The 24,324-nt window shown below is 68.6% G+C and carries 25 protein-coding genes and 1 riboswitch; of the genes, 17 read left to right on the forward strand and 8 right to left on the reverse strand.

The features are described 5' to 3' along the window. Positions 1–104: 104 nt before the first annotated feature. Complete coding sequence (locus tag AB0E63_RS36330) at positions 105–1,289, forward strand: serine protease (RefSeq protein ID WP_360376285.1); 1,185 nt, start codon at positions 105–107, stop codon at positions 1,287–1,289. A gap of 115 nt (positions 1,290–1,404) precedes the next feature. Beyond that, positions 1,405–3,003, forward strand: coding sequence for a phosphoglycerate dehydrogenase (gene serA / locus AB0E63_RS36335; protein ID WP_360376287.1), 1,599 nt, complete (start codon positions 1,405–1,407; stop codon positions 3,001–3,003). A 104-nt stretch (positions 3,004–3,107) separates the two neighbouring features. Here the strand turns inward: serA and AB0E63_RS36340 are convergent, their stop codons facing one another. Beyond that, a complete protein-coding gene (locus AB0E63_RS36340; protein ID WP_360376290.1) occupies positions 3,108–3,674 on the reverse strand; it encodes a class I SAM-dependent methyltransferase in 567 nt (188 codons plus the stop codon). Between the two features lie 147 nt (positions 3,675–3,821). Between AB0E63_RS36340 and AB0E63_RS36345 the strand changes: the two genes are divergently transcribed. From AB0E63_RS36345 to AB0E63_RS36380, 8 genes are all read left to right on the forward strand, one after another. Next, positions 3,822–3,986: a hypothetical protein gene (locus AB0E63_RS36345; protein WP_360376293.1), complete on the forward strand. Its 165-nt coding sequence runs from the start codon at positions 3,822–3,824 to the stop codon at positions 3,984–3,986. Then, entirely contained in the window at positions 3,983–5,032 is a 1,050-nt protein-coding gene (locus AB0E63_RS36350) for a 3-isopropylmalate dehydrogenase (RefSeq protein ID WP_360376295.1), read from the forward strand. Before AB0E63_RS36345 ends, AB0E63_RS36350 begins: the two co-directional genes overlap by 4 nt. A 46-nt stretch (positions 5,033–5,078) precedes the next feature. Further along, complete coding sequence (locus tag AB0E63_RS36355) at positions 5,079–6,170, forward strand: branched-chain amino acid aminotransferase (protein WP_360376298.1); 1,092 nt, start codon at positions 5,079–5,081, stop codon at positions 6,168–6,170. A gap of 123 nt (positions 6,171–6,293) precedes the next feature. Further along, positions 6,294–6,701 (forward strand): hypothetical protein, encoded by a 408-nt coding sequence (locus AB0E63_RS36360; protein WP_360376300.1) that lies wholly within the window; start codon positions 6,294–6,296, stop codon positions 6,699–6,701. A 221-nt stretch (positions 6,702–6,922) separates the two neighbouring features. Next, a complete protein-coding gene (gene cimA / locus AB0E63_RS36365) occupies positions 6,923–8,512 on the forward strand; it encodes a citramalate synthase (protein WP_360376303.1) in 1,590 nt (529 codons plus the stop codon). Continuing rightward, a complete protein-coding gene (locus tag AB0E63_RS36370) occupies positions 8,509–8,745 on the forward strand; it encodes a hypothetical protein (RefSeq protein WP_360376305.1) in 237 nt (78 codons plus the stop codon). The genes cimA and AB0E63_RS36370 overlap by 4 nt, the downstream gene beginning before the upstream one ends. A gap of 51 nt (positions 8,746–8,796) precedes the next feature. Continuing rightward, positions 8,797–9,249, forward strand: coding sequence for a MarR family winged helix-turn-helix transcriptional regulator (locus tag AB0E63_RS36375; RefSeq protein ID WP_360376308.1), 453 nt, complete (start codon positions 8,797–8,799; stop codon positions 9,247–9,249). Between the two features lie 212 nt (positions 9,250–9,461). Then, positions 9,462–9,776, forward strand: a complete 315-nt coding sequence (locus AB0E63_RS36380) for an isochorismatase family protein (protein ID WP_360376374.1) — start codon at positions 9,462–9,464, stop codon at positions 9,774–9,776. An 82-nt stretch (positions 9,777–9,858) separates the two neighbouring features. Here AB0E63_RS36380 and AB0E63_RS36385 read toward each other — a convergent pair whose 3' ends face one another. The 4 genes from AB0E63_RS36385 to AB0E63_RS36400 form a co-directional block, all read right to left on the reverse strand. After that, the gene (locus AB0E63_RS36385) at positions 9,859–10,926 is read right to left on the reverse strand and encodes a ribonucleotide-diphosphate reductase subunit beta (protein WP_360376311.1); all 1,068 of its coding nucleotides are present in this window, start codon (positions 10,924–10,926) and stop codon (positions 9,859–9,861) included. After that, the gene (locus AB0E63_RS36390; protein WP_360376313.1) at positions 10,923–13,757 is read right to left on the reverse strand and encodes a ribonucleoside-diphosphate reductase subunit alpha; all 2,835 of its coding nucleotides are present in this window, start codon (positions 13,755–13,757) and stop codon (positions 10,923–10,925) included. The genes AB0E63_RS36385 and AB0E63_RS36390 overlap by 4 nt, the downstream gene beginning before the upstream one ends. Before the next feature lie 135 nt (positions 13,758–13,892). Further along, positions 13,893–14,049: riboswitch (cobalamin riboswitch) on the reverse strand. A gap of 60 nt (positions 14,050–14,109) precedes the next feature. Then, positions 14,110–14,703, reverse strand: a complete 594-nt coding sequence (locus tag AB0E63_RS36395; protein ID WP_360376316.1) for a DinB family protein — start codon at positions 14,701–14,703, stop codon at positions 14,110–14,112. Positions 14,704–14,778: 75 nt separating this feature from the next. Then, positions 14,779–16,065 carry a Fic family protein gene (locus AB0E63_RS36400; protein WP_360376318.1) on the reverse strand — a complete coding sequence of 429 codons (1,287 nt, stop codon included), beginning with the start codon at positions 16,063–16,065 and terminating at the stop codon, positions 14,779–14,781. A 137-nt stretch (positions 16,066–16,202) separates the two neighbouring features. On the opposite strand from AB0E63_RS36400, the gene AB0E63_RS36405 reads away from it, so the two are divergent. From AB0E63_RS36405 to AB0E63_RS36420, 4 genes are read left to right on the forward strand one after another with little or no spacing between them, the layout of a single operon-like run. Next, positions 16,203–17,030, forward strand: a complete 828-nt coding sequence (locus AB0E63_RS36405) for a class I SAM-dependent methyltransferase (protein ID WP_360376321.1) — start codon at positions 16,203–16,205, stop codon at positions 17,028–17,030. Between the two features lie 34 nt (positions 17,031–17,064). Continuing rightward, positions 17,065–17,619: a sigma-70 family RNA polymerase sigma factor gene (locus AB0E63_RS36410; RefSeq protein ID WP_360376323.1), complete on the forward strand. Its 555-nt coding sequence runs from the start codon at positions 17,065–17,067 to the stop codon at positions 17,617–17,619. Beyond that, on the forward strand, positions 17,616–18,728 hold the full coding sequence (locus tag AB0E63_RS36415) for a hypothetical protein (RefSeq protein WP_360376326.1): 1,113 nt from the start codon (positions 17,616–17,618) through the stop codon (positions 18,726–18,728). Before AB0E63_RS36410 ends, AB0E63_RS36415 begins: the two co-directional genes overlap by 4 nt. A 49-nt stretch (positions 18,729–18,777) precedes the next feature. Beyond that, on the forward strand, positions 18,778–19,410 hold the full coding sequence (locus AB0E63_RS36420) for a class I SAM-dependent methyltransferase (RefSeq protein ID WP_360376329.1): 633 nt from the start codon (positions 18,778–18,780) through the stop codon (positions 19,408–19,410). 5 nt (positions 19,411–19,415) lie between these two features. Here AB0E63_RS36420 and AB0E63_RS36425 read toward each other — a convergent pair whose 3' ends face one another. The 3 genes from AB0E63_RS36425 to AB0E63_RS36435 are packed head-to-tail and all read right to left on the reverse strand — an operon-like array spanning position 19,416 to position 20,950. After that, complete coding sequence (locus AB0E63_RS36425; RefSeq protein ID WP_360376332.1) at positions 19,416–19,610, reverse strand: hypothetical protein; 195 nt, start codon at positions 19,608–19,610, stop codon at positions 19,416–19,418. 9 nt (positions 19,611–19,619) lie between these two features. After that, complete coding sequence (locus AB0E63_RS36430; protein ID WP_360376334.1) at positions 19,620–20,471, reverse strand: 3-methyladenine DNA glycosylase; 852 nt, start codon at positions 20,469–20,471, stop codon at positions 19,620–19,622. Continuing rightward, the gene (locus AB0E63_RS36435) at positions 20,468–20,950 is read right to left on the reverse strand and encodes a GNAT family N-acetyltransferase (RefSeq protein WP_360376336.1); all 483 of its coding nucleotides are present in this window, start codon (positions 20,948–20,950) and stop codon (positions 20,468–20,470) included. The genes AB0E63_RS36430 and AB0E63_RS36435 overlap by 4 nt, the downstream gene beginning before the upstream one ends. A gap of 41 nt (positions 20,951–20,991) precedes the next feature. On the opposite strand from AB0E63_RS36435, the gene AB0E63_RS36440 reads away from it, so the two are divergent. From AB0E63_RS36440 to AB0E63_RS36450, 3 genes are read left to right on the forward strand one after another with little or no spacing between them, the layout of a single operon-like run. Next, positions 20,992–21,780: a fumarylacetoacetate hydrolase family protein gene (locus AB0E63_RS36440; protein WP_360376339.1), complete on the forward strand. Its 789-nt coding sequence runs from the start codon at positions 20,992–20,994 to the stop codon at positions 21,778–21,780. After that, entirely contained in the window at positions 21,773–23,317 is a 1,545-nt protein-coding gene (gene gltX, locus AB0E63_RS36445; RefSeq protein WP_360376341.1) for a glutamate--tRNA ligase, read from the forward strand. Before AB0E63_RS36440 ends, gltX begins: the two co-directional genes overlap by 8 nt. Next, entirely contained in the window at positions 23,314–24,243 is a 930-nt protein-coding gene (locus tag AB0E63_RS36450; protein WP_360376344.1) for a CPBP family intramembrane glutamic endopeptidase, read from the forward strand. The genes gltX and AB0E63_RS36450 overlap by 4 nt, the downstream gene beginning before the upstream one ends. Positions 24,244–24,324 lie beyond the last annotated feature (81 nt).

Raw genomic sequence — 24,324 nt, forward strand, 5'->3', positions numbered from 1 at the left:
CGGCAGCACCAGAGGTCCGGGGCACCCAGGTGGGTGGCCCGGACCTCTTCTTTTGGCACAATCGATAACGGTTCCGGTCTGCACTGGGATGGGGGAGGTGGCCGATGGACGGGCGCGACTTGCCCCGGCCGCCCCGGCGCGTCCCTGCGGACGCCGGCACGCTCACCCAGCTCCAGACCACGACACCCCGCACCCCGGACCTCCCGCCCCGGCAACCGTGGGTCTACGGCCGCTTCCTGGCCGGTTTCCTCGTCGTCCTCCTGATCATCGCCGCCGGCGCCACCGCGGGCTGGTTGTTCCGCGCCGAGAGTCTCCGGATCAACACCGGCCAGGTCCTCGAATCGATCGGCCACGGTGTCGTCCGGGTGCTGGCCACGACGTGTGAGGGGTCGGGCGAGGCGTCCGGTGTACTCCTGGAGAACGGGATCGTCCTGACCGCGGCCTCCGCGGTCAAGACGCCGCTGTCGATCGTGATCGTGACGCCGGACAACCAGATCCGGCAGGCGAACCTGCTGGGCACCAGCGCGGACGGCGTCGCCGTACTGCGGATGATCGGGCAACTCGAGGACGAACCGATCCCGCTCGCCACCGCCGATCCCGACCCGAAGTCGGAGCTGGCCCAGATCGGCTACACCGCGGCCGGCCAACAACGCATCCAGCCGGTCGGTACGACTGAGCGCCCGCGCGCACTCAGTGAGGTGATGAACGCGGCCAAACTCGGCGGCCCGGTCGTCGACAAGTATGGCCAGGTGGTCGGCCTCGTCGCCGGCGACACGGTCCAGGCCGCCACGATCATCGGGCTCGCCAAGTTGCGCGCGTACACCGCACCGAAGCCCGTCGGCCTGACCGTCGAAGTCGGCGGTAAATGTGCGCGGTCGCGGGGGCCGCAGAGCCCGGTCGTTCCAGAATTGCAGGTCGCGAGCACCCCTCTGGCGGTCGAAGCCCAGAGGATGCTCGGCGACTATCTGACGCTGGAGAACCGGCACGACTTCACCGCGCTGCAGGCGGTGTACTCCAAGTACCGGAAGAAGTCGATGAGCCCGACCCGGGACCGGGACAGCCACCAGACGTCGTACTTCTTCGATCCCAAGATCACCGGGGTGAGCGCCTACGGTGCGGACGGGGCGTACGCGCGGATGACGTTCAACGTGCTGTTCTCGCCGGACGTCAAGGGTGCGGGCGGGCTGAACTGCCGCCGGTTCGACCAGCGCTACCGCCTGGTCCGGGAAGGCGGAAAGCTTGTGATGGACGGGGTCGAGATGGTGTTGCCGGGGCAGGTCTGCGACTGACCGGCATTCGGGTCCGCGCGCAGGGTCCGGAGGCGACGGGGTACCATCGGAGCAGCGGGCACAGCGCGGTGCTCTGTTCACACGAGCCCCTACCGCTTCTGCAGGAGATTCCTCCATGACTGACGTAACCCGGCCCGTCGTCCTGATTGCCGAAGAGCTCAGCCCGGCCACCGTCGAGGCGCTCGGCCCCGACTTCGAGATCCGGCACACCAACGGCGCCGACCGCGCCGAGCTGATCCCGGCCATCGCCGACGTCGACGCCATCCTGATCCGCAGCGCCACCAAGGTGGACGCCGAAGCCCTTGCCGCCGCCAAGCGGCTGAAGGTCGTCGCCCGGGCCGGTGTCGGCCTGGACAACGTGGACGTGAAGGCCGCCACCCAGGCCGGCGTGATGGTCGTGAACGCGCCGACCTCCAACATCGTCAGCGCCGCCGAGCTGGCGGTCGCGCTGCTGCTGGCCGCCGCGCGCCGCGTCCCGGCCGCCGACCTGTCGCTGAAGAACGGCGAGTGGAAGCGCAGCAAGTACTCCGGGGTCGAGCTGTTCGAGAAGACCGTCGGCATCGTCGGCCTCGGCAAGATCGGCGTCCTGGTCGCGCAGCGGCTGGCCGCCTTCGGCATGAACGTGATCGCCTACGACCCGTACGTGCAGGCCGGCCGGGCCGCGCAGATGGGTGTCCGGCTCGCCTCCCTGGACGAGCTGCTCGGCGCCAGCGACTTCATCTCGGTGCACCTGCCAAAGACCCCGGAGACGATCGGTCTGATCGGCGACGAGGAGCTGCACAAGGTCAAGCCCGAGGTCATCATCGTGAACGCGGCCCGCGGCGGCATCGTCGACGAGCAGGCGCTCTACACCGCGCTCAAGGAGGGCCGCGTCGCCGGCGCCGGCCTCGACGTGTTCGCGAGCGAGCCGTGCACCGACTCGCCGCTGTTCGAGTTCGAGAACGTGGTCGCCACCCCGCACCTCGGTGCGTCGACCGACGAGGCGCAGGAGAAGGCCGGGATCGCGGTCGCCAAGTCGGTCCGGCTCGCGCTGTCCGGCGAACTGGTGCCGGACGCGGTCAACGTCCAGGGCGGCGTGATCGCCGAGGACGTCCGGCCGGGGATCGCCCTGACCGAGAAGCTCGGCCGGATCTTCACCGCGCTGGCCGGCGGCGTCGCGCAGCAGCTCGACGTCGAGGTCCGCGGCGAGATCACGCAGTACGACGTCAAGGTGCTCGAGCTGGCCGCCCTCAAGGGCGTGTTCGCGGATGTCGTCGAGGACAACGTCTCGTACGTGAACGCGCCGCTGCTCGCGGCCGAGCGGGGCCTCGAGGTCCGGCTCGTCACCGACCACGACAGCCCCGAGCACCGCAACCTGATCACCCTGCGCGGCACGCTCGCCGACGGTGCCCAGGTGTCGGTGTCCGGCACGCTGGTCGGCGTCCGGCAGTCGGAGCGGCTCGTCGAGATCGACGGGTTCGACCTCGAGGTCGAGCTGTCGGCGCACCTGGCCTTCCTCACCTACGAGGACCGGCCGGGCATCGTCGGGCAGATCGGCCGCATCCTCGGCGAGGCGGACGTGAACATCGCCGGCATGCAGGTCAGCCGTGACCGCAAGGGCGGCAAGGCGCTGGTCGCGCTGTCGGTCGACTCGGCGATCGCGCCGGCCGTGCTGGACGACATCGCCGGGGCGGTCCAGGCCGACACCGCTCGTACCGTGGACCTGGAGGCGTGAGTCAGTCCAACGACTGATTTACTGGAGGCGGTCAGCCGCCCGCAGGCGCATGGCGGCTGGCAAGGGCCCGAGCTCAATAGCTCGGGCCCGCTCCATGTCCGGGGTCAGTGCCGCGTGGCGAGGAGTACGGCGGCGTCCGGGGCGACCATCACCTCGACGGTGGTGAAGCGCTTGTCCATCAGCCACTCCTGCCGCAGCGTGTCGACGCGCCCCTCGTACATCGGCGGCCACACCGCCGACGGCGTGAAGTCGTCCAGTACGACGAAGCCGCCGGGCTCGATCACGTCCGCGATGATGTCGCGGGCCGACAGCTTGGCCTCGCGCGCGTCGACGAACAGGAGCGCGAACGGGCCGCGTTCGATCAGTGCGGTCCAGTCGGCCGAGACGACCTCGATCCGCTCGTCATCGGCGAACAGCTCCGCCACCACCTGTGCCAGTTGCGGGTCGCTCTCCGCGGTGACGATCCGGGTGCCCTCGCCGGCGCCGCTGCGCAGCCAGGCCGAACCGACACCGCAGCCGGTCCCGAGCTCACCGAGCAGGCCGGTCTTCGACGCCGCGAGCGTGGCGAGCAGCCGGCCGGTCTCGTTCCTGGTGGAGCTGACGAATCCACGCCGGCCGGACAGGCTGAGGGCCGCTGACACCAGCGGCGGCAGTTCTGGAAGAGCACTCACCGGTTGAGAGTTGCACAGCTCTGGTCCAGTACCAGCACCGGCATCTCATATTCCGGGACAACCTGCCCGCATAGTGGTGAAATAGTCGCACGTCAGAGTAAATTCGGGCACACCCTGCCGCCCGCGACCCGTTTCGGGAGGAGCAGCATGTACGAGATGTATCCAGCCAACTGGCCCGCGATCGACGCCCAGGAACGGAAGGCGACGCGCCGTCGCCGCCCGGCCCGCCCGGCGAGTGCGACCGCGTCCGAGGCCAGGGCTGTCCAAGAGGCCATGAACCGCCGCGACAATGGGGGAGAACCCGAGAAGTGAGCGACAAGAAGAACTTCACGCTGGCCGTCGTTCCCGGGGACGGGATCGGACCCGAGGTGACCACCGAGGCCCTGAAGGTGCTCGACGCGGTCGCCGCCCAGCACGGCGTGACGTTCGACCGGACCGAGTACGACCTCGGCGCGCGGCGCTGGCACGCCACGGGGGAGACGCTGCCGGACGCGGAGCTGGAGGAGATTCGCAAGCACGACGCGATCCTGCTCGGCGCGATCGGTGACCCGTCGGTCCCGTCCGGCACGCTGGAGCGCGGCCTGCTGCTGAAGCTCCGCTTCACCCTCGACCACTACGTGAACCTGCGCCCCTCGAAGATCTACCCGTCCGTCGGCTCCCCCCTGGCGAACCCGGGCGACGTCGACTTCGTCGTCGTCCGTGAAGGCACCGAGGGTCCGTACGTCGGCAACGGCGGCGCACTGCGGGTTGGTACGCCGGCCGAGATCGCTACCGAGGTTTCTGTCAACACGGCGTACGGCGTGGAGCGGGTGGTCCGGGACGCGTTCGCCCGGGCCCAGGCGCGCCCGCGCAAGAAGCTGACGCTCGTCCACAAGAACAACGTGCTCGTGTACTCCGGTCACCTGTGGAAGCGCACCGTCGACAAGGTCGCCGAGGAGTTCCCGGAGATCGCGGTCGACTACCTGCACGTGGACGCCGCGACGATCTTCCTGGTCACCGACCCGGCGCGGTTCGACGTGATCGTCACCGACAACCTGTTCGGCGACATCATCACCGACCTGGCGGCCGCGATCAGCGGTGGCATCGGGCTGGCCGCGAGCGCCAACATCAACCCGGACAATACCGCGCCGAGCATGTTCGAGCCGGTGCACGGCTCCGCGCCGGACATCGCCGGCCAGCAGAAGGCCGATCCGACCGCGGCGATCCTGTCCGCCGCGCTGCTGTGCGACCACCTCGGCCTGACCGAGGCCGCGGCCGCGATCGAGGCGGCCGTGACCGCCGATATCGAGGAGCGCACGGGCGCTGCACGGACCACGGCCGAGATCGGCGACGCGATCGCCAAGCGCGCTGCCGGCTGAAAGGCGACACTCGCATGACCACTTGGCCAAGAGGTACGGTGCGGCTATGAGCGCCGATCTGCAGTTCACCGTTGAGCCAACCACCCAACCGGCCAGCGACGACCAGCGCGCCACGATCCTGGCGAACCCGGGATTCGGGCAGTATTTCTCCGACCACATGGCGATCGCCACGTGGACCAAGGAGAACGGCTGGCACGACGCGAGGATCACCGCCTTCGGTCCGCTGGAGCTGTCTCCGGCCACCGCGGTGTTCCACTACGCCCAGACCATCTTCGAGGGGATGAAGGCCTACCGGCATCCCGACGACTCGATCCACATGTTCCGCCCCGAGGCGAACGCGGCCCGCTTCGCGCGTTCCGCCCGCCGGCTGGCTCTTCCGGAGCTGCCCGAGGCGGCCTTCCTGGACTCGCTGCGCAAGCTGGTCGAGCTGGACAAGGCCTGGGTGCCCGGCGGTGGCGAGACGTCGCTCTACCTGCGGCCGTTCATGTTCGGCTCGGATCCGTTCCTCGGCGTCCGCCCGTCGGCGCAGGTCACGTACTGCGCGATCGCGTCGCCGGCCGGGTCGTACTTCTCCGGCGGTGTGAAGCCGGTCCGGATCTGGCTGAGCGAGGAGTACACCCGGGCTGCCCCCGGTGGCACCGGCGCGGCCAAGACCGGCGGCAACTACGCCTCCTCGCTGCTCGCGCAGGCCGAGGCGATCGAGCAGGGCTGCGACCAGGTCGCCTTCCTCGACGCGGTCGAGAAGAAGTGGGTCGAGGAGCTCGGCGGGATGAACCTGTACTTCGTTCTCGACGACAACTCCGTGGTCACCCCGGAGCTGTCCGGCACCATCCTCGAGGGCGTCACCCGGGACTCGATCCTGAAGCTCGTCACCGACCTCGGCTACACCGTCACCGAGCGCAAGATCTCGATCGACGAGTGGCGTGACGGTGCGGCGTCCGGCAAGGTCCGCGAGGTCTTCGCCTGCGGCACCGCCGCGGTGGTCACCCCGGTCGCGTCCCTGAAGTGGAAGGACGGCGAGACCCAGGTCGGCGACGGCAACGGCGGCCCGGTCACCGCCGCGGTCCGCAGCGCCCTCCTCGACGTCCAGTACGGCCGCACTCCCGACACCCACAACTGGATGACCCGCATCTCCTGAACTAGTTGCCCATGACGACGACCCGCTCCGTTCGGAGCGGGTCGTTTTCATAGGATCTTTTCAGGTCTGGGGTGTGGACGGACGGTCGCTGTTCGCGGCCGGGGTTCGATAGGGTCGGGCGGCATGAGCAGCTTCCCGGACGATGTCGAGGCCTACTACGCGGAGCTGGCCGAGCGGCGCTCATGGTCGCCCGAGACGGCCGGCGCGATCCGTGCCACCGTCGAGCTGATCCGGGATCTGGACCGGGGCACCGCGCCACGCACCTACGGCGCGCTGGCTGACGAGGAAGGCACCGACTGGCTGTACGAGGCGGTCTGGCACGAGCGCGAGTGGGTCGTGGTCCGCCAGCTCGGCGCGGCCGAGGACGGCACCATCACCCGGTACTGGTGGCAGCGCCTCGAGGACGACGAGGGCATCCTCACCGACCAGGCCCTGGACCGCGACGAATGGGGCCTGCGGCCCCTGTCCCGCGAAGACTTCTACACCGCCTGGGACGACCCCGGCTGGTCCCTCACCAGCCTCACCGCCTGAACTCCTTCGTACGCCGTAGTACTGCTGTGCGTACTGGATGTTCGTGATGCGAGACGGTCTCGCCACGCTGTGGACTTTGTGTGGCAGACTGCAAACGTCATGAAGATCAGCCGGGTCATTATTACCTAGGCGCGCTCAGCCAGCTGTACCTGAGCGCGCAGACCTCTCGCACCTTGCGGGAGGTTTTTTGTTTGCCCCGCCACCCCCTCGGAAGGCCGATCATGAGCATCTCGGACGAGTTCCACGTCTACGACACGACTCTGCGCGACGGCGCGCAGCAAGAGGGACTGGCGCTGTCCGTGGCCGACAAGATCGCCATTGCGCAGCATCTGGACGACCTGGGGGTGGGCTTCATCGAGGGCGGCTGGCCGGGAGCCGTGCCCAAGGACACCGAGTTCTTCGAGCGCGCCCGGACCGAGCTGCACCTCAAGAACGCGACCTTCGCCGCGTTCGGCGCGACCCGCAAGCCCGAGACCACCGCGGCCGACGACCCGCAGGTCGCCGCGCTCCGCGAGTCCGGCGCCGGCGTGGTCACACTCGTTGCCAAGAGCCACGACGCGCACGTCGAGCGCGCCTTGCGTACGACGCTCGACGAGAACCTCCGCATGGTCGCCGACACCGTCCGCCACCTGCACGAGAACGGCCAGCGGGTGTTCCTCGACACCGAGCACTTCTTCGACGGCTACCGCGCCAACCGCGCGTACGCCCTGGAAGTCGTCCGGGTAGCGGTCGAGGCCGGCGCCGACGTGGTCGCGTTGTGCGACACCAACGGCGGGACGCTGCCGAGAGAACTGCAGGACATCGTCCGCGACGTCCTCGACTCCACCGGCGCCCGGCTCGGCATCCACTGTCACAACGACGCCGGCTGCGCGGTGGCGAACTCGATCGCCGCCGTCGAGGCCGGCGTCACGCACGTCCAGGGCACCATCAACGGGTACGGCGAACGCACCGGCAACGCCGACCTGCTCGCGATCGTGGCCAACCTCGAGCTCAAGCGGGAGATGGAACTGCTCCCGGCCGGCAAGCTCGCCGAGTCGTTCCGGATCGCCCACGCGATCGCCGAAGTGACGAACGTGCCGCCGTCGACCCGGCAGCCGTACGTCGGTGTGTCCGCGTTCGCCCACAAGGCGGGCCTGCACGCCAGTGCCATCAAGGTGGATCCGGATCTCTACCAGCACACGGATCCGGCCCAGGTGGGCAACGACATGCGGATGCTCGTCTCCGAGATGGCCGGCCGCGCGAGCATCGAGCTGAAGGGCCGCGAGCTCGGCTTCGACCTCGGCAACGACCGCGACCTGGTCAGCCGGGTCGCCGACCGGGTGAAGGAGATGGAGGCCCGCGGGTACACGTTCGAGGCCGCGGACGCGTCGTTCGAGCTGCTGCTGACCGAGGAGGTCACCGGGAAGCGGCCGAGCTTCTTCGACGTCGAGTCGTGGCGCGTGATCACCGAGTCCCGGGCCGACGGCGAGGCGGTCTCGGAGTCGACGGTGAAGCTGGTCGCGGGCGGCGAACGGGAGATCGTCACCGGCGAGGGCAACGGCCCGGTGAACGCTCTCGACCATGCGCTCCGCACCGCGATCGAACGCGCGTACCCGGTGGTGAACAAGTTCGAGCTGGTCGACTACAAGGTCCGGATCCTCGACCAAGGGCACGGGACGGACGCGGTGATCAGAGTGCTGATCGAGACCGCCGACGGCGAGGGCTCGTGGGTGACGGTCGGTGTCGGTCACAACATCGTCGAGGCGTCGTGGGAGGCACTCGTCGACGGCTTCACGTTCGGGCTGCTGCGGCACAAGGAGGTCGTGCGATGACCCTGCTCGCGGTCGAACGCACCGTCACCGTCTTCACCGCCGAGGTGGTCGAGACCGAGGGGATGCTCGCGCGGATCGCCGTCCAGCTGAATCCGTACGACGTCCGCGAGCTCGCGCTGTCGCTGGACAAGGGCGAGCTGCGGGTGGTCGTCGAGGGTGAGGGCTTCGACGCCGGCCGGGTCGCGGCCCGGCTCGCGAAGGTCATCGGCGTGCTCGAGGTCACCGTCGCCTGAGATAGTCAGTCCAAACTGTTCAGTTGCTACTGACCAGTCTATGCTGGCGATATGGGTCAGCAGATCTCCGCGTCGGCGGTGCGGGCGGCCGGTGAGGTGCGGGTCGTGTTCGGGCGGGTCAAGCGGCGGCTGAAGGAGCTCGCGACGCAGGACGACCTGACCCCGTCACAGTCCTCGGTGCTCAGCCGGCTCGACAAGGACGGACCGGCGTCGGCCAGCGAACTCGCGGCCGCGGAGCGGGTTCGGCCGCAGTCGATGGCTGCAATTCTGGCAGCTCTCCGTGCGGCCGATCTGATCGAGCGCCACCCCGACCCCGGGGACGGTCGCCGTCAGGTCGTCTCGCTGACCACGGCCGGTCGGCACCGGATCCAGGGCGACCGGAAGGTCCGGCAGGAGTGGCTGGCCGACACCCTGGAGGAGCGCTGCACCGAGTCCGAACGCCAAACCATCCTCAAGGCCCTCGCCCTGCTCGACCACGCCATCGAGGCGGCGACCACCCGGTGACCCCCGACCCGGCCGCCTGGCCGAACTCTTCGGTCCCCGCCCGCTCTACCTGATCAGCCGGACCGCGGAGCTCGCCGACGCCTTCCGCAAGCACGGCCTTCCGGTGGTCCTGGTCCGCGTCAGCTTCAGCGCCGACGGTTCGGACCGCCCGACCCGCCGCGTCGAGCTGCAGCGGCACTCAACCCGGTACGCCGCCCGCCGGTGCCGACCAGATCGTCGACCGGTTGGCCGGGCACCCGGAAGACATCATCGTCACCAAGCGGAACTGGGGCGCATTCCACGGCACCGACCTCGACGTGCACCTGCGACGTCGCGGCGTCACCCAGGTCGTACTGACCGGGGTCGCGACCAGCATCGGCGTCGAGTCGACCGCCCGCGCCTCCTACGAACACGGCTACCACGTCACCCTCGCCATCGACGCGATGACTGACCTCGCCGCCGAATCTCACCAGCACGCCCTCACCCGCATCTTCCCCCGCCTAGGCGAAACCGGCACCACCGCCGAGATCCTCACCCTGCTCGGCTGACCAAAGGACCGCGGGGGAGTACACGCCTGCTCGGGTGACCGAAGCACCGCGGGGAGTACACCCCCGCGGTGCTTGCGCCGGCTCAGTCCCAGCTCAGGCCGCTGGAGGACTGGTACTCGATGACGCGGGTTTCGAAGAAGTTCTTCTCCTTCTTCAGGTCCATCACCTCCGACATCCAGCCGAACGGGTTGCGGGTCTCGCCGAAGATGGGGGCGAGGCCGATCTGCTCGGCGCGGCGGTCGGTGATGAAGTGCATGTACTGCTCGCACAACTCCGCGGTCAGCCCGAGTATGCCGTTCGGCATCGTGGAACGCCCGTACGCGACTTCCAGCTCACACGCGTCGGTGAGCATCTGCCGGACCTCGGCCTGGAACTCGGCCGTCCAGAGGTGCGGGTTCTCCTGCTTGATCTGGTTGATGCAGTCGATGCCGAAGTTCAGGTGGATCGACTCGTCCCGCAGGATGTACTGGTACTGCTCGGCGATGCCGACCATCTTGTTCCGCCGGCCGAGCGACAGGATCTGCGCGAAGCCGGTGTAGAACCACATCCCCTCGAACACCACGTAGAACGCGATCAGGTCGCGCAGGAACGCGGTGTCGGCCTCCGGCGTCCCGGTCCGGAAGTCCGGGTCCTCCAGGTGCTGGGTGTACTTGAGCGCCCAGGCGTCCTTGTCCGAGATCGACGGCACCTCGCGGTACATGTTGAACAGCTCGCCCTCGTCCAGGCCGAGCGACGTACAGATGTACTGGAAGGTGTGCGTGTGCACGGCCTCCTCGAACGCCTGGCGCAGCAGGTACTGCCGGCACTCGGGGTTGGTCAGCTGCCGGTAGACGGCCAGGACGATGTTGTTCGCGACCAGCGACTCCGCGGTCGCGAAGAAGCCGAGGTTGCGCTTCAGCATCAGCCGCTCGTCCTCGGTCAGGCCGTCCTTGGACTTCCAGAGTGAGATGTCGGCCTGCATCGAGACCTCGGTCGGCATCCAGTGGTTGTTGCACGCGGCAAGGTATTTATCCCAGGCCCACTGATATTTCAACGGCAGCAACTGGTTGACGTCGGCCCGCGCGTTGATCATCGCCTTGTCGGCAACCTCGACCCGGGATGCCCCGACGGCGACCGCGCCCAGCCCGGTGGAGTTGTTCGTGGTGGTCACTGGCAGGCCTCGCAGTCGGGGTCGTCGATGGAGCAGACGGCTCCGGTGGGTTCAGGAATGGCAACAGGCACTGCGTTGAGACGCCCGTCGGTGCCCTTCAGCGTGGACTTCTCCACGTGGGTCGCTGACTGGGAACGCAGGTAATAAGTCGTCTTGAGGCCATAGCGCCAAGCCGACCTGTACAACTCGTCCAGCGCTCGACCCGACGGCGCGGCCATGTAGAGATTCAGCGACTGTGCCTGGTCGATCCACTTCTGCCGACGGGAGGCGGCCTTGATCAGCCACAGCGGCTCGATCTCGAACGCGGTCGCATACAGCTCGCGCAGGTCGGCCGGGATCCGCTCGATCCCGGTCAGGATGCCGTCGTGGTACTTGAGGTCCGACACCATCACCTGGTCCCACAGACCCCGTGCCTTCAGGTCGGCGACGAGGTAGGGGTTTGCGACGGTGAACTCACCGGACATGTTCGACTTCACGAACAGGTTGCTGTACACCGGCTCGATCGACTGGCTCACGCCACAGATGTTGGAGATCGTCGCGGTCGGCGCGATCGCCATCACGTTCGAGTTGCGCATCCCGTCGCGCAGCACCTTCTGGCGCAACGCGTCCCAGTCCAGCTGCTTGCTCTCGTCAACGATCACGTCGCCGTCACGAGCGGTCTTGAGCAGCTCGAGCGAGTCGATCGGCAGGATTCCCTTGCTCCACAGAGATCCGTCGTACGTCGAGTAGCGGCCACGCTCGGCGGCCAGATCGCTGGACGCCTCGATCGCGTGGTAGCTGATCTGCTCCATCGAGCTGTCGGCGAACGCGACCGCGGCCTCGGAGGAGTACGGGATCCGCAGCGAGAACAGTGCGTCGGCGAAGCCCATCAGGCCGAGACCGACCGGACGGTGCCGCTGGTTGGCCCGCTCCGACTCCGGGGTCGTGTAGAAGTTCACGTCGATGACGTTGTCGAGCATCCGGACCGCCGTCTTCACGGTGTCGCGGAGCAGGTCGGCGTCCAGGCCGTCAGGGGTCAGGTGCGCGACCAGGTTGACCGAGCCGAGGTTGCAGACCGCGGTCTCCTCGACGGTCGTGTTGAGCGTGATCTCGGTGCACAGGTTCGACGAGTGGACGACGCCGTCATGCTGCTGCGGCGAGCGCAGGTTGCAGGCGTCCTTGAACGTGATCCACGGGTGACCGGTCTCGAACAGCACGGTCAGCATCCGGCGCCACAGGTCGACGGCCTTGACCCGCTTGAACACGTGGATCTCACCACGGTCGGCGGCTTCCTCGTACCCGACGTAGGCCTCGGCGAACGCGGCGCCGTACAGGTCGTGCAGATCCGGGACCTCGTTGGGGGAGAACAACGTCCACTCGCCACCCGCCTCGACGCGCTGCAGGAACAGGTCCGGCACCCAGTTCGCCGTGTTCATGTCGTGCGTACGCCGACGCTCGTCACCGGTGTTCTTCCGGAGATCGAGGAACTCCTCGACATCGATGTGCCACGTCTCCAGATACGCACACACCGCGCCCTTCCGTTTTCCGCCCTGATTCACGGCTACGGCGGTGTCGTTGGCGATCTTCAGGAACGGTACGACGCCTTGCGACTCACCGTTGGTGCCGCGGATCTTGGCGCCGATGCCGCGTATCGGGGTCCAGTCGTTGCCGAGACCGCCGGAGTACTTCGCGAGCAGCGCGTTGTTGCGGATGCCGTGGAAGATGCCGGCCAGGTCGTCGTCGACCGTGGTCAGGAAGCACGACGACAGCTGCGGCCGGGTGGTGCCGGAGTTGAACAGGGTCGGCGTGGACGACATGAAGCGGAACGAGCTGAGCAGCTCGTAGAACTGGATCGCGCGCGCCTCCCGGTCGTCCTCGCGCAGCGCCATCCCCATCGCAACCCGGAGGAAGAACGCCTGCGGCAGCTCGAAGCGGGCCTTGTCGATGTGCAGCAGATACCGGTCGTACAGCGTCTGCAGGCCGAGGAAGGTGAAGTCCAGATCGCGCTCGGGCTGGATCGCGGCGGCGAGCCGGGCCAGGTCGAAGGTGGCCAGCGCGGGGTCGAGCTGTCCGGCCTCGATGCCGACCTGGATGTAGCGCGGGAAATAGTCCGCGTACGCCTCGGTCATGTCGGCCTGGCTGGCCTGCCGGGGCTCGCCGTGGACGCGGCCGAGTGCCTCGCGCCGGATCTGGTCCAGCAGCAGCCGGGACGCGGCGAAGCTGTACTGCGGCTCGGTCTCGACGTAGGACCGGGCGGCCATCACCAGCGCGAGCTCGACCTCGTGCTGCGCGATGCCGTCGTAGCAGGAGCCGAGGGTTTCGTCGAGGATCAACTCGGGGTCGACCGCGTCGAGCCCCTCGGCCGCCTCGGCGACGACCACCCGCAGTCGGTCGGTGTCGAGCGGCGCCCGGCTGCCGTCGGCCGCGCGGACCGTCAGAGTGGGCTTCTCGGTGACCCCGGCCGGGTCCGCGGGCGTGCGGGCCTTGGTCCGTTCCTCCCGATAGAGGACGTACGCGCGGGCGACCTGGTGCTCACCGGCGCGCATCAGCGCCAGCTCGACCTGGTCCTGGATGTCTTCGACCTGGACGCTGCGCCGGGCGTCACCGCGGCTGGTCAGGGCGCCTACGACCCGGCCGGTCAGGTCGGCCACCAGGTCACGGACCCGGTGGGTGGCGCCGGCCTCGGCGCCCTCGACCGCGAGGAAGGCCTTGCTCACGGCAACCGAGATCTTGCTGGGGTCGAAGGCGGTGCTACTCCCGTCGCGGCGGACGACGGTGAGTTGGTGGTGCTGATCGGCCGAGCCGTCCGGTCCGGTCTGATCAGCGGTCCGGGATGAGGAAGCGATAGTCACAGATGCTCTCTCCACGCGAGAATCGGAGGCCCTCGACCATTGCGCGGGCAGGCGCACGACGACACGGCCGCACCGGCCGGGAACACTGCCGTCACGCCCTGCGACCCACCCGCGAGGTCTCGGACCGCGTGCACCGGCGGTGCACGCGCCGGTGGCAGGTATCCGGACTCGCGGAAGGTCTCCGCTCACCGTTGCGGGGCAGCTCCGGACTTGCACCGGATTCCCCTGTTGCCTCGGCGTGACCCACATCTTGTGGTGCCGACCACTCCGAACCACCAGCAGTAGTGATGCTAGGCGGCGGGATCTAGATCTTGTGGTAGCGCCACGCCGCGTGTCGCACATCTTGTGGTTCTCAGGCCGCGACCGCATACAGATCCTGAAGCGTCATGATCTCCGAGCCGTGGTGGATGAGCTCGCGGTTGAGCCGGAGCACGACGTGGCCGAACGGCTCACCCGCGTCCAGCTCGGTCGCCTGGCTCAGGCCGACCGTCATCACCTGCTCCTCGTCCAGCGCGGCGATCGACTCCTGCCAGGCGTCCACCCAATGCGTCAGCCAGGCCACCGCATCCCGCGCGTTGCCGTGCAGCGTGATGTCGGCCCGGCCTTGCCGGCTCTCGCCGAACGTCCACTCCCAACGCTCGAAGAAGGTCTCGGTCAGATGGGCGATCAGCCAGGCGATCGTGCGTGGGCCGCGATGGTCCGGCTCGTCCTGCCACTGCGCCACCCACTCCCCGGATCCGAGTGATCGGAACCGGCCGGCGTAGTGCCGCCGGACGACGGTCAGGGCCTCGCTGCTCGGTCGCCAGAAGTACTGCTCGTCGGTCAGCTGGGCGAGCCGGCCGGACAACACCATCCAGCTGAAGCCGAGCTGGCCTCGCACCATCGCCATCGCTGATGGGCGGTGCAGGATGTCCCAGTCGAACGGCTCCGGCATCACGGTTCTCACGCTCCCCGTCAGGCGCCTCGATTTGAGACGCGATCGAACATGTGTTCGAATTGTGTCTCGACGGGGAGGAGAAAGTCAATGCGGATGGTGTGTTGGTTCTGGCCTCGACGGAACGGGTCTGCTAGGCGGTTCGATCCGGGTATCGGCCGCCGGGCTGGCGAAGCGCCGCTCGAGCAACGTGAAGGCGTCGATCAGTTCCGGGGCTTCGTAGACACGGTTCCGGCGGCCGTCGGTGACCTCGCGGAGGACCTTCGCCTCGACCAGCTTCGCCAGTCCCTGGTTGGCGGCCTGCTGAGACCGATCGATGAGCTGCGCGGCCGCGGCGAGGGTGAGGACCGGGGCCGCCGGCAGTGCTTCGATCAACAGGTCGGTCGCAGATCCCGCGCGGACGGGTGTCGCCCGCTCGCGCCACGCGGTCTTGAGGTCCGTGGCGGTCTGCTCGAAGCGAGCAGCCTCCGCGGTCGCATGACTGCACGCCATCGCGAACATGCTCAGCCATGGGTTCGCCGCCGACCGCGCCTTGGCGGTGGTCGCCCGCCCGACGTAGCGGAAGTCGGTCAGGGCCTCGATGTACTGCCCCGCGTGCGTGGCGAGCGACAACGACACCGGTGGCACGGTCCGCGAGACCAGGCCGTCGGCCCGCAGGATCAAGTGAATCAATGCACGGCCGGTCCGACCGTTGCCATCGGCAAATGGATGGATGGTCTCGAACTGGGCGTGGGCGATCGCGGTCTTGGCCAGCACCGGCAGGCGGGACTCGCGGACGAACGTCATGAGGTCGGCGAGGAGGTCAGGGATCAGATGGGCCGGCGGCGGGACGTAGTACGCCTCGGCGGGGGAGCGGCCGCCGATCCAGTTCTGCAGGTAGCGGATCTCCCCGCCGACGTCGGGGGTGGGGGACTGGGCCATCAGTCGCCGGTGTGCTTGCAGCAGGTGGTCGACCTCGAGATTGTCGCCGGCCTGGACGGATTCGGTCACCCAGGTCATCGCGTCGACTGCCCCGAGCACCTCCTCGGCGGTGACGTCACCGGGTCCGCTGCCGGCGCGATCACGGAGTACGTCGGCCTTGAGCAGGCGGCGCGCGCCGACCACCAGTCCTTCGATCTGGGAGGACCCGACAGCTTCGGCCCGCAGCAGCAGCCGGGCGAGCGCCTCACTGTTGGTGAGCACGGCGGCCGTTGCGTCGAGCCGGGCGAGGTCGCCGGCGGCGTCCTCGAGGACGGCGAGCACGTCGTCGCTCAGGTCGAACTCGCGCCCGACCAGCGGATCCGGGAAGTACAACTCGTAGGACCCGCCCAACCGCTCCGCCCGGGTGAACCCGTCCGGGTGCCCAGGCCACCGATGCAACTCGACCCGTGCCATACCTCTTATTCAAGCTTATCCACAAACCTTGAACAAGAGTCCACAGCCTGTGGATGGTGGTGACTTTGAGTGGCGAGGTGTGGACCCGGTTGTGGGCAGACTGGACGGCGGCCGAACGGAGACGGACGGAGACGCCGGTGACGTTGGACGTGGAGACTCAGGAGATGGTGGCCGCCAACGAGGCGGACTGGGACGCGCGGGCGCCGCTGCATGCGGCCAGCCAGTTCTACAGTCAGCCCGCGGAGGACTGGTTCGCCGACTACGAGTGGGACGACCTCGGTTCACTGCGCGGGCGCGACGTACTCCATCTGCAGTGCCACCTCGGGACCGAGACCATCGCGTTCGCCCAGCGCGGCGCGCGGACCACCGGTCTCGACCTGTCGGCGAAGTCGCTGGAGGAAGCACGCCGGATCGCTGCCAACGCCGATCAGGACGTCGAGTACGTGCACGCCGATGTCTACGACGCGGTCGATGCGGTCCAGGGTCGTCGATTCGACGTCGTCTACACCGGCAAGGGCGCGCTCTGCTATCTCCCGGATCTGCAGCACTGGGCGAAGGTCGTCCACGCGCTCCTGAAACCCGGCGGCGCGTTGTACGTCGTCGAGTTCCACCCACTGCTGAACGCGCTCCGCGAGGTGTCGCTGCCGGGTGAGACCGATGAGCTGGTCCTCCGCGCCGACTACCTCGAAGGTCGCGGGGCGATCGCTCACGATTCCACCGTCACGTACACGGGCGACGAGGTTCCCGGTCGGCAGCGCAGCTACGAATGGCGGCACGGGATCGGCGAGCTCGTGACCACTCTCGCCGGCGCCGGCTTCCGCCTCACCTCTCTCCGTGAGTCCGGGGTCCTGCCGTGGCCGCGGTGGCCCTCGATGCAGCAAACGCCGGAAGGCTGGTGGCGGCTGCCGGACGAGGCGCCCCGCATTCCTTTGCTCTTCGCGCTGAAGGCCATTCGGACGGATTGACTCAACCTTTCGTCGCCGGGATCGTCATTCAGGTATGGGGCTGATCCTGGGAGACGCGGTGAGCGGCGACGAGGCGGGGCCCACGCCGGGGCGTCCGGCGGGGTCAACGCCCACGCTGACGTCTGGGTTCGAGGCGTTGTTCCGGGCGCAGGCGGCGCGGCTGGTTAGGTTGGCGCATCTGCTCGGCGCGGAGGATGCGGAGGACGTGGTCCAGGAGGCGTTCTGCCGGCTGTACGCCGTCCGCCGGCACCGCGAGATCGCGAACCTCCCCGGGTACCTGAACCGGATCGTGGTCAACGAGGTGCGGTCGCGACGCCGGCGCAAGCTCATCGCCGACCGCAAGATCCTGCATCCCGTCACGGCCGCCCCGGCCGACGAGCAGGTCGAGCTGGCCGAGTCGGTGCTCGGGCTGCTGCGGGCGCTCGACCGCCTGGCGCCGCGGCAGCGCGAGGCGCTCGTGCTGCGCTACTGGCTCGATCTACCCCTGGCCGACATCGCCGACGCGATGCAAGTGCGCGTCGGCACGGTCAAATCACTCGTCAGCCGCGGCCTGGCCAGGCTCGCGGTAGAACTCGAGGAACACCGATGAACGAACCCGAGCGCCGGCTGACGCAAGACCTCGATCGGGCCGCCACACAGGTGCAGGTCGACGTCGACCAGCTGTGGCAGGCCTTCCACGAGCGCTCTGCGGAGTCACCAACCGGCGCCCCGGTCAGCCACCCAGCAGGCTGGCGCCGGCGACTCACGCCGTACCTGGCTGCTGCCTCGGTGGCTAGCGTCCTGGTCGTCGCCGCGCTATTTGCCAACGGCAACAAGCCGTCGGCGATCACGACGACACCGGAACCCGTGATCTCGACGAGCACTCCGTCGAGCGGACCGCTGCCGAGCGCGATCGGCGCCTGGGCGTGCAAGAACCGGAGGGTGATCGAACCGGGCATCAACTCCGTCACGGGCAACCGGGTTCGCGCCGTCCTCGATCCCACCGAGACACCACCGGAAGCGATCGTGTACGGCGTACCGCGGTATCAGTTCACGCTCAACGGCACGACCGGTGTGCTCGATTACGGTGATTCCTCCGGCCGGCGCATCGCCCGGACCGAGCTGACGTACACGATGAACGGTTGGCTGGTCGGCCGGCGCACAACCTGCTCGGGGCCGGCGGGACGACAGTCACCGGACCCGGCCGCGCTCGGCCAGTACACGTCGTCGCCGTTGCCGCTGGATCCGCAGTCGGCGCAGGTCAAGGCGACCCCGCCGATCGGAGATCCGGTCCTGCTCGACGACCGCACGTACTACGACTCGACGGGGATGCCGCACCATCGGACCCTGTATGCCTTCGCGGTCGAGGGTGGCTACCAGTTCGCCAGCGTGCCGGCCGACGGCTCGTACCGGACCGGTGCGGAGACCGAGGACACCATTGGAGCGGCCGGCATGTCGCCACCGGTAGTAACCAGTGACACCTACATTTTCGGCGGCAGCGACAGCCTGGGTCTGGTCCTCACACTCCTCACCACGAACAAGACCGTGGAAGGTCTCACCTCACGCGACGCCACAACCGGAGCCGCCGGCGCAGCCCAGCAGTTCACGTTCCCGAACGGACGCACGCTCTACACGGTCGTCCCCGCCCCTGCCCGCCAAGGCGCAACCCTCGTCACCATCCACCGCACCACCGGCAACGACCCGCCCCGACGCTTCTAGGGCTGAGTATTCAGTCGAAGCCCGAGCCCGATCCTTCTACCATCGGCCTGTGACGGACGATGGGCGGACACAGCGCGAGAGCGACCTGATCGCGTACTACAACAACGAGGTCGAGGCTCGCGTTGGCCGGGATCTCCCCGACGCACGCGTCGTACGGCGTACGGCGTACATCGAGCAACTGGAGCGTGAGGGGCGCCGGACCGTTCTGGAGATCGGCTGCGGTCCTGGGCGCGACGGACAGGCGATCGCCGATGCTGGGTTCGACTACACCGGCGTCGATCTCGCGCCGGCGAGCGTCGAGACGTGCCGCTCGCTCGGCCTGAAAGCACAGGTTGCCTCGGTGCTGGACCTTCCGTTCGAGGACGCGACCTTCGACGCGGGCTGGACGATGAGCACCCTCCTGCACGTGGCCGACGAGGATCTCGACCAGGCGCTCGCGGAGATCGTGCGAGTCCTCCGGCCCGGCGCGCCACTCGCGATCGGCCTCTGGGGCGACACCACCGGCGGCGAGCACGTCTGGCAAGACGACTCCGGCTTCGGCCCGGGCCGCTTCTTCAGCATCCGCACCGACGCCGGCCTCCGTGAAACCCTCCACCGCCACGCAACCGTCGAGGAATGGCTCACCTGGGACGACGGCCGCAACATGCACTACCAATGGGCAGTCGTCCGCAAGGCGACCTGAATCCGTCAGCGTTTCCGGGGCCCTCGGAGGGCGACGTACACCAGGGACACTCCGGCGGCAGCCACGACGGGGCCGACGATGGCCCAGAACGAGCTGCCTGTCATCGAGCTGCCCTTGAGGTAGCCGAGGCCTTGGAGGGTCCAGATCGCGCCGATGGCTAGGAGTAGGGCACCCAAGGCGATGGCGACGATCTTTCCCATGGAGTGAGGTTAGCGGAGGAGCGCGTCGCAGAGGTCGACGAGTTGCCGGCGGAGCGGGCGGGCGCGGTCGGCGAAGCCGCGTTGGGCGGCGGCGTACTCGGCTTTGCCCGCCGGGGTTTCGATGAGCACGGGCTCGTAATCCAAGGCGGACAGGTCGTACGGCGACGCGCGCATGTCGAGGGTGCGGATGTCGCGGGCCAGCTCGAAGCAGTCCAGCAACAACGCGCTCGGCGTGAAGGGCATGAGCTTGGAGGCCCATTTGTAGAGGTCCATGTTGGCGTGGAGACAGCCGCCTTGTTCGAGCGAAGGCTGGGACTCGCGGGTCGGCTGCAGCACGTTCAGCGGTCGTGCGGGCGACGTGAAGAAGCGGAACGCGTCGAAGTGCGAGCAGGCGATCTTGTGGGACTCGACCACCTGGTCGGTGCCGGCGGCGCCCAGCCGGAGCGGCCATTTCTCATGACGTACGGCGGATGTCCGATAGACCATCGCCCATTCGTGCAGCCCGAAACAGCCGAACTGTGGTTGCCGATCGAGAGTCGCGGCGAGCAGCCGGCGGATCCACCGGATGCTGTCCGAGCGGCGCGAGATCTCCGCCGGATCCAGGCCGGCGGCGCCGTCGACGTACGTGTACCCGCGGCGCCCGTCGTACTCGGACGCCTCGAGCAACCGGATGCCGGGGCCGGGGTGCCAGACGCGGAGCTGGTTCGGCCGCGTGGGGTAGTAGGTGAAGAGGAAGTCCTCGACCGGGTGGGGTTCGCGGCGGCGCCGGCGTTCGAGGTGATCCGCGACCAGGCAGTCGACCCGGCGATGGTGGGCCGCCTCAAGAGGCGTCCACTCGGCAAACGTCAGCGTGGCAGTCACAGGTCCAGGGCGAACGCCCACAGGTCCACACCGGCGATGGGGGACCAGTCGCGGTCCGGCAGCCGGACGAAGCCGAGGCGCTCGTACACGCGGTGCGCGGTGGTCATGTAGATGGCGCTGCACATCACCAGCCGGGCCAGGCACAGCTCTCGGGTGCGTTCGACGCAGCGCTCGGTCAGAGCGGTCCCGATGCCCAGTCCACGCGCCCGACCCGCCACTCCGAGCATCCGGAACTCGCCCTCGCCGTCCTGGCCGATCTCCCGGTAGACCGAGCCCGGCGGACAGTAAGTCACCGTGCCGAGCAGCCCGGTGGCGTCCGTCGCGACCCACAGCTCCGCCTTGGCCGCCCGGTCGGCGGCCGCACGCAGCGTCATCGCGTAGTCGCCCCGGACGAAACCGTCGTGCGTGTAGGCCTCCACGGTCAGCTCGCCGACCGCGTCGTACTCGCCCGGAAGCGCCGGGCGGATATCAACAGTCACCGGATAACTGTCTCATTCCGTTGCGACGGTAGGCTCAGGCCGTGCGTATCGCCAGATTCTCCGTCGACGACGAACCGAAGTACGGCGTCGTCGAGACCGACGACCCCGAAGGACTCGTGGGCACCGTTGCGGTGCTCGACTCGGACCCGCTCTACCGGCCGGTCCAGTTCACCGGGGAGAAGCTGCAACTGGCCGACGTCCGGCTGCTCGCGCCGGTGATCCCGCGGAGCAAGGTGGTGTGTGTCGGGCGCAACTACGCCGCGCACGCGCAGGAGCTCGGCAACGAGGTGCCCAAGGAGCCGCTGATCTTCCTGAAGCCGAACACGAGTGTGATCGGCCCGCGGGACGGCATCATCTACCCCGAGCAGACCAACGACCTGCACTTCGAGGGCGAGCTGGCGATCGTGATCGGCCGGATCTGCCGGGACCTGCCCAAGGAGCGGGTCAACGAGGTGATCTTCGGCTACACGGTGGCCAACGACGTCACCGCCCGCGACCTGCAGAAGTCCGACGGGCAGTGGGCCCGGGCGAAGGGGTACGACACGTTCTGCCCGCTCGGCCCGTGGATCACCACCGAGCTGGACGTCTCCGACGTACGCGTCACGACGGAGGTGAACGGCGAGCCCAAGCAGGACGGGCGGACCTCGCAGTTCATCTTCGACATCCCGGAGGTGCTGGCCTACATCACCTCCTTCACCACGCTGCTGCCCGGCGACGTGGTGCTCACGGGCACCCCGGCGGGGGTCGGCCCGATGCTGCCCGGCGACGAGGTCTCGATCAGCATCGAAGGAATCGGAACTCTGACGAACAAGGTGATCGTGCGTGACTGACCGGCCTGCCGCTGCTTCCTTTGCCGACGACGGCGATGTCCTGGGCGGCCTGGAACCGAACCAGGTCCGGGTGCGGTTCCCACCGTCGCCGACCGGACTGCTGACGGTCGGCAACATCCGCAGCGCGCTGTTCAACTGGGCCTTCGCCCGGCACTACGGCGGCACGCTGGTGCTCCGGATCGAGGACACCGACCAGGCGCGGAACACCCCCGAAGCCTTGGGCTACACGCTCGAGTCGCTCCGCTGGCTCGGCCTGACCTGGGACGAAGGCCCCGAGGTCGGCGGCGAGTACGGCCCCTACAAGCAGTCCGAGCGGATGGACATCTACGCCGATGTCGTCGCCAAGCTGCTCGCGGCGGGCAGGGCATACCACTGCTACTGCTCGCAGGAGGAGCTCGACCAGCGCCGCGAGGCCGCCCGCACCGCCGGCCAGCACAGCGGGTACGACGGCCACTGCCGCGTCCTGACCGACGAGCAGGTCAAGGCGTACGTCGACGAAGGCCGCCGGCCCGTGGTCCGGCTCCGGATGCCCGACCGGCCGATCGTGTTCGACGACCTGGTCCGCGGCGAGATCACCTTCCTGCCGGAGAACCTGGGCGACTACGTCCTGGTCCGGGCGAACGGTTACCCGCTCTACCCGCTGGTGAACCCGGTCGACGACGCGCTGATGGAGATCACCCACGTCCTGCGTGGCGAGGACCTGCTCCCGTCGACGCCGCGGCAGATCGCCCTCTACGAGGCGCTCGCCGAGATCGGTATCGGCGGCGGCCGGACGCCGCGGTTCGGGCACCTGCCGTTCGTGATGGGCACCGAGGGCAACAAGAAGCTGTCCAAGCGCGACCCGGGCGCGGGGCTCGGCGAGTACATGGAGCGCGGCTTCCTGCCCGAGGGCCTGCTCAACTACCTGGCCCTGCTCGGCTGGTCGATCGCCGATGACCGTGACGTGTTCACGATGGCGGAGATGATCGAGGCGTTCGACATCCGCAAGGTGAACGCGAACGCGGCCCGGTTCGACCCGAAGAAGTGCGAGGCGATCAACGCCGCGCACATGCGGATGCTGTCGCCCGACGACTTCGGGGCCAGGATGATCCCGTTCCTGGCCAAGGCGGGGGTGCTCCCGGCCGAGCCGTCGGCGGACCAGCTCGCCTTGCTGCAGGCCGCCGTACCGCTGGTGCAGGAGCGGATGAACTCGCTGTCGGAGTCCGTCGACATGCTCGGGTTCCTGTTCGTCGACGAGGAGGCGTTCACGATCGACCCGGATGCCGCCGCGAAGGTGCTCACCGGTGACGCGGGCGCGGTCCTGGAAGCGTCGGCCAAGGCGCTCGCAGATGTCGACTGGACCACCGAGGCGATCGAGGCGGCGCTGCGCGCATCGCTGATCGAAGGGCTCGGGTTGAAGCCGAAGAACGCGTTCGGCCCGGTCCGGGTGGCGATCTCCGGTCGCCGGATCTCCCCGCCGCTGTTCGAGTCGCTGGAACTGCTCGGCCGGGAGAAGTCGCTGCACCGGCTCGAGCAGGCCCGTCGTACGACGTCATGACCGCAAGCGAACCGGTCGAGACGCAAGCCCCGACCTACCTGCGGCTGCTGCGGAACCCGTACGCGCCGCGGGGGTTCGTTGTGCTCGGCGCGCTCGCGATCCTCGTCGGCTGGATGATCGCGAGCGTCATCATCCTGAGCTTCCAGCAGGTCATCCGGAAGGACCCCGAGGGCACGGTCTCGTGGTTCGGGCTGCTGGCGACGAACCTGTCGCTGATCGTCCTGATCCCGCTCTGCATGCTGGTCGCGCGGGTGCTCAACCGGCAGACCCCGGGGCTGCTGTCCTCGGTGGTCGGCCGGCTGCGCTGGAAGCCGCTGGCCTGGTTCGCGGTGGCGGCGGTCGCACTCGAACTGGTGATGCTCGCGGTCATCCAGTTCGGCGGCATCGAGCTCGCCGGTGGTGAGCGCCACGGCGGTGGTGCCGCGCCGGACGCGATCGCGGTGATCGCGGTCACCTTGCTGACGTCGGCGTTCCAGGCGGCGGGGGAGGAGTACTTCTTCCGCGGCTACCTGCTGCAGGCGGTCGGCGCGCTGGTCCGGAGTGCCGTGATCGCGATCCTGGTCACGACCGTCCTGTTCACGGTCGCGCACGGGATCTGGCCGTGGCAGAGTCCGGCGCTGTTCCTGGACCGGTTCGCGTTCGGTCTGGTCGCGGGCCTGCTCGTCGTACGCACGGGTGGGCTGGAGGCCTCGATCGCGGCGCACGCGGCGAACAACGTGGTGACGTTCATCTTTGCGGCAATGACGGACAGCGTGGGCGCCAGCCTCGGTGTTCAGGACGCGCCGTGGTCGCTGGTGACGGTCGACGTGGTGAAGTTCGCGGCCTTCGGTGCGATCGCGCTGTGGCTGGCCCGGCGGATGAAGCTGGACAGCGTCTGCGCGTTGCCGCTGACCGCTGCACCGGGACCTGGCAAGCGACTGGTGTGACGGGAGTGACAACCCGGCGGAGGGGACCCGTTTTGGTGTCCGGGCCCTTGCTCGGGTACTCTCTTCGAGCCAGGTTGTGAG

This window comes from Kribbella sp. NPDC026596 (genome assembly GCF_040638415.1).
In the GTDB taxonomy this organism is placed as follows: Bacteria; Actinomycetota; Actinomycetes; order Propionibacteriales; family Kribbellaceae; genus Kribbella.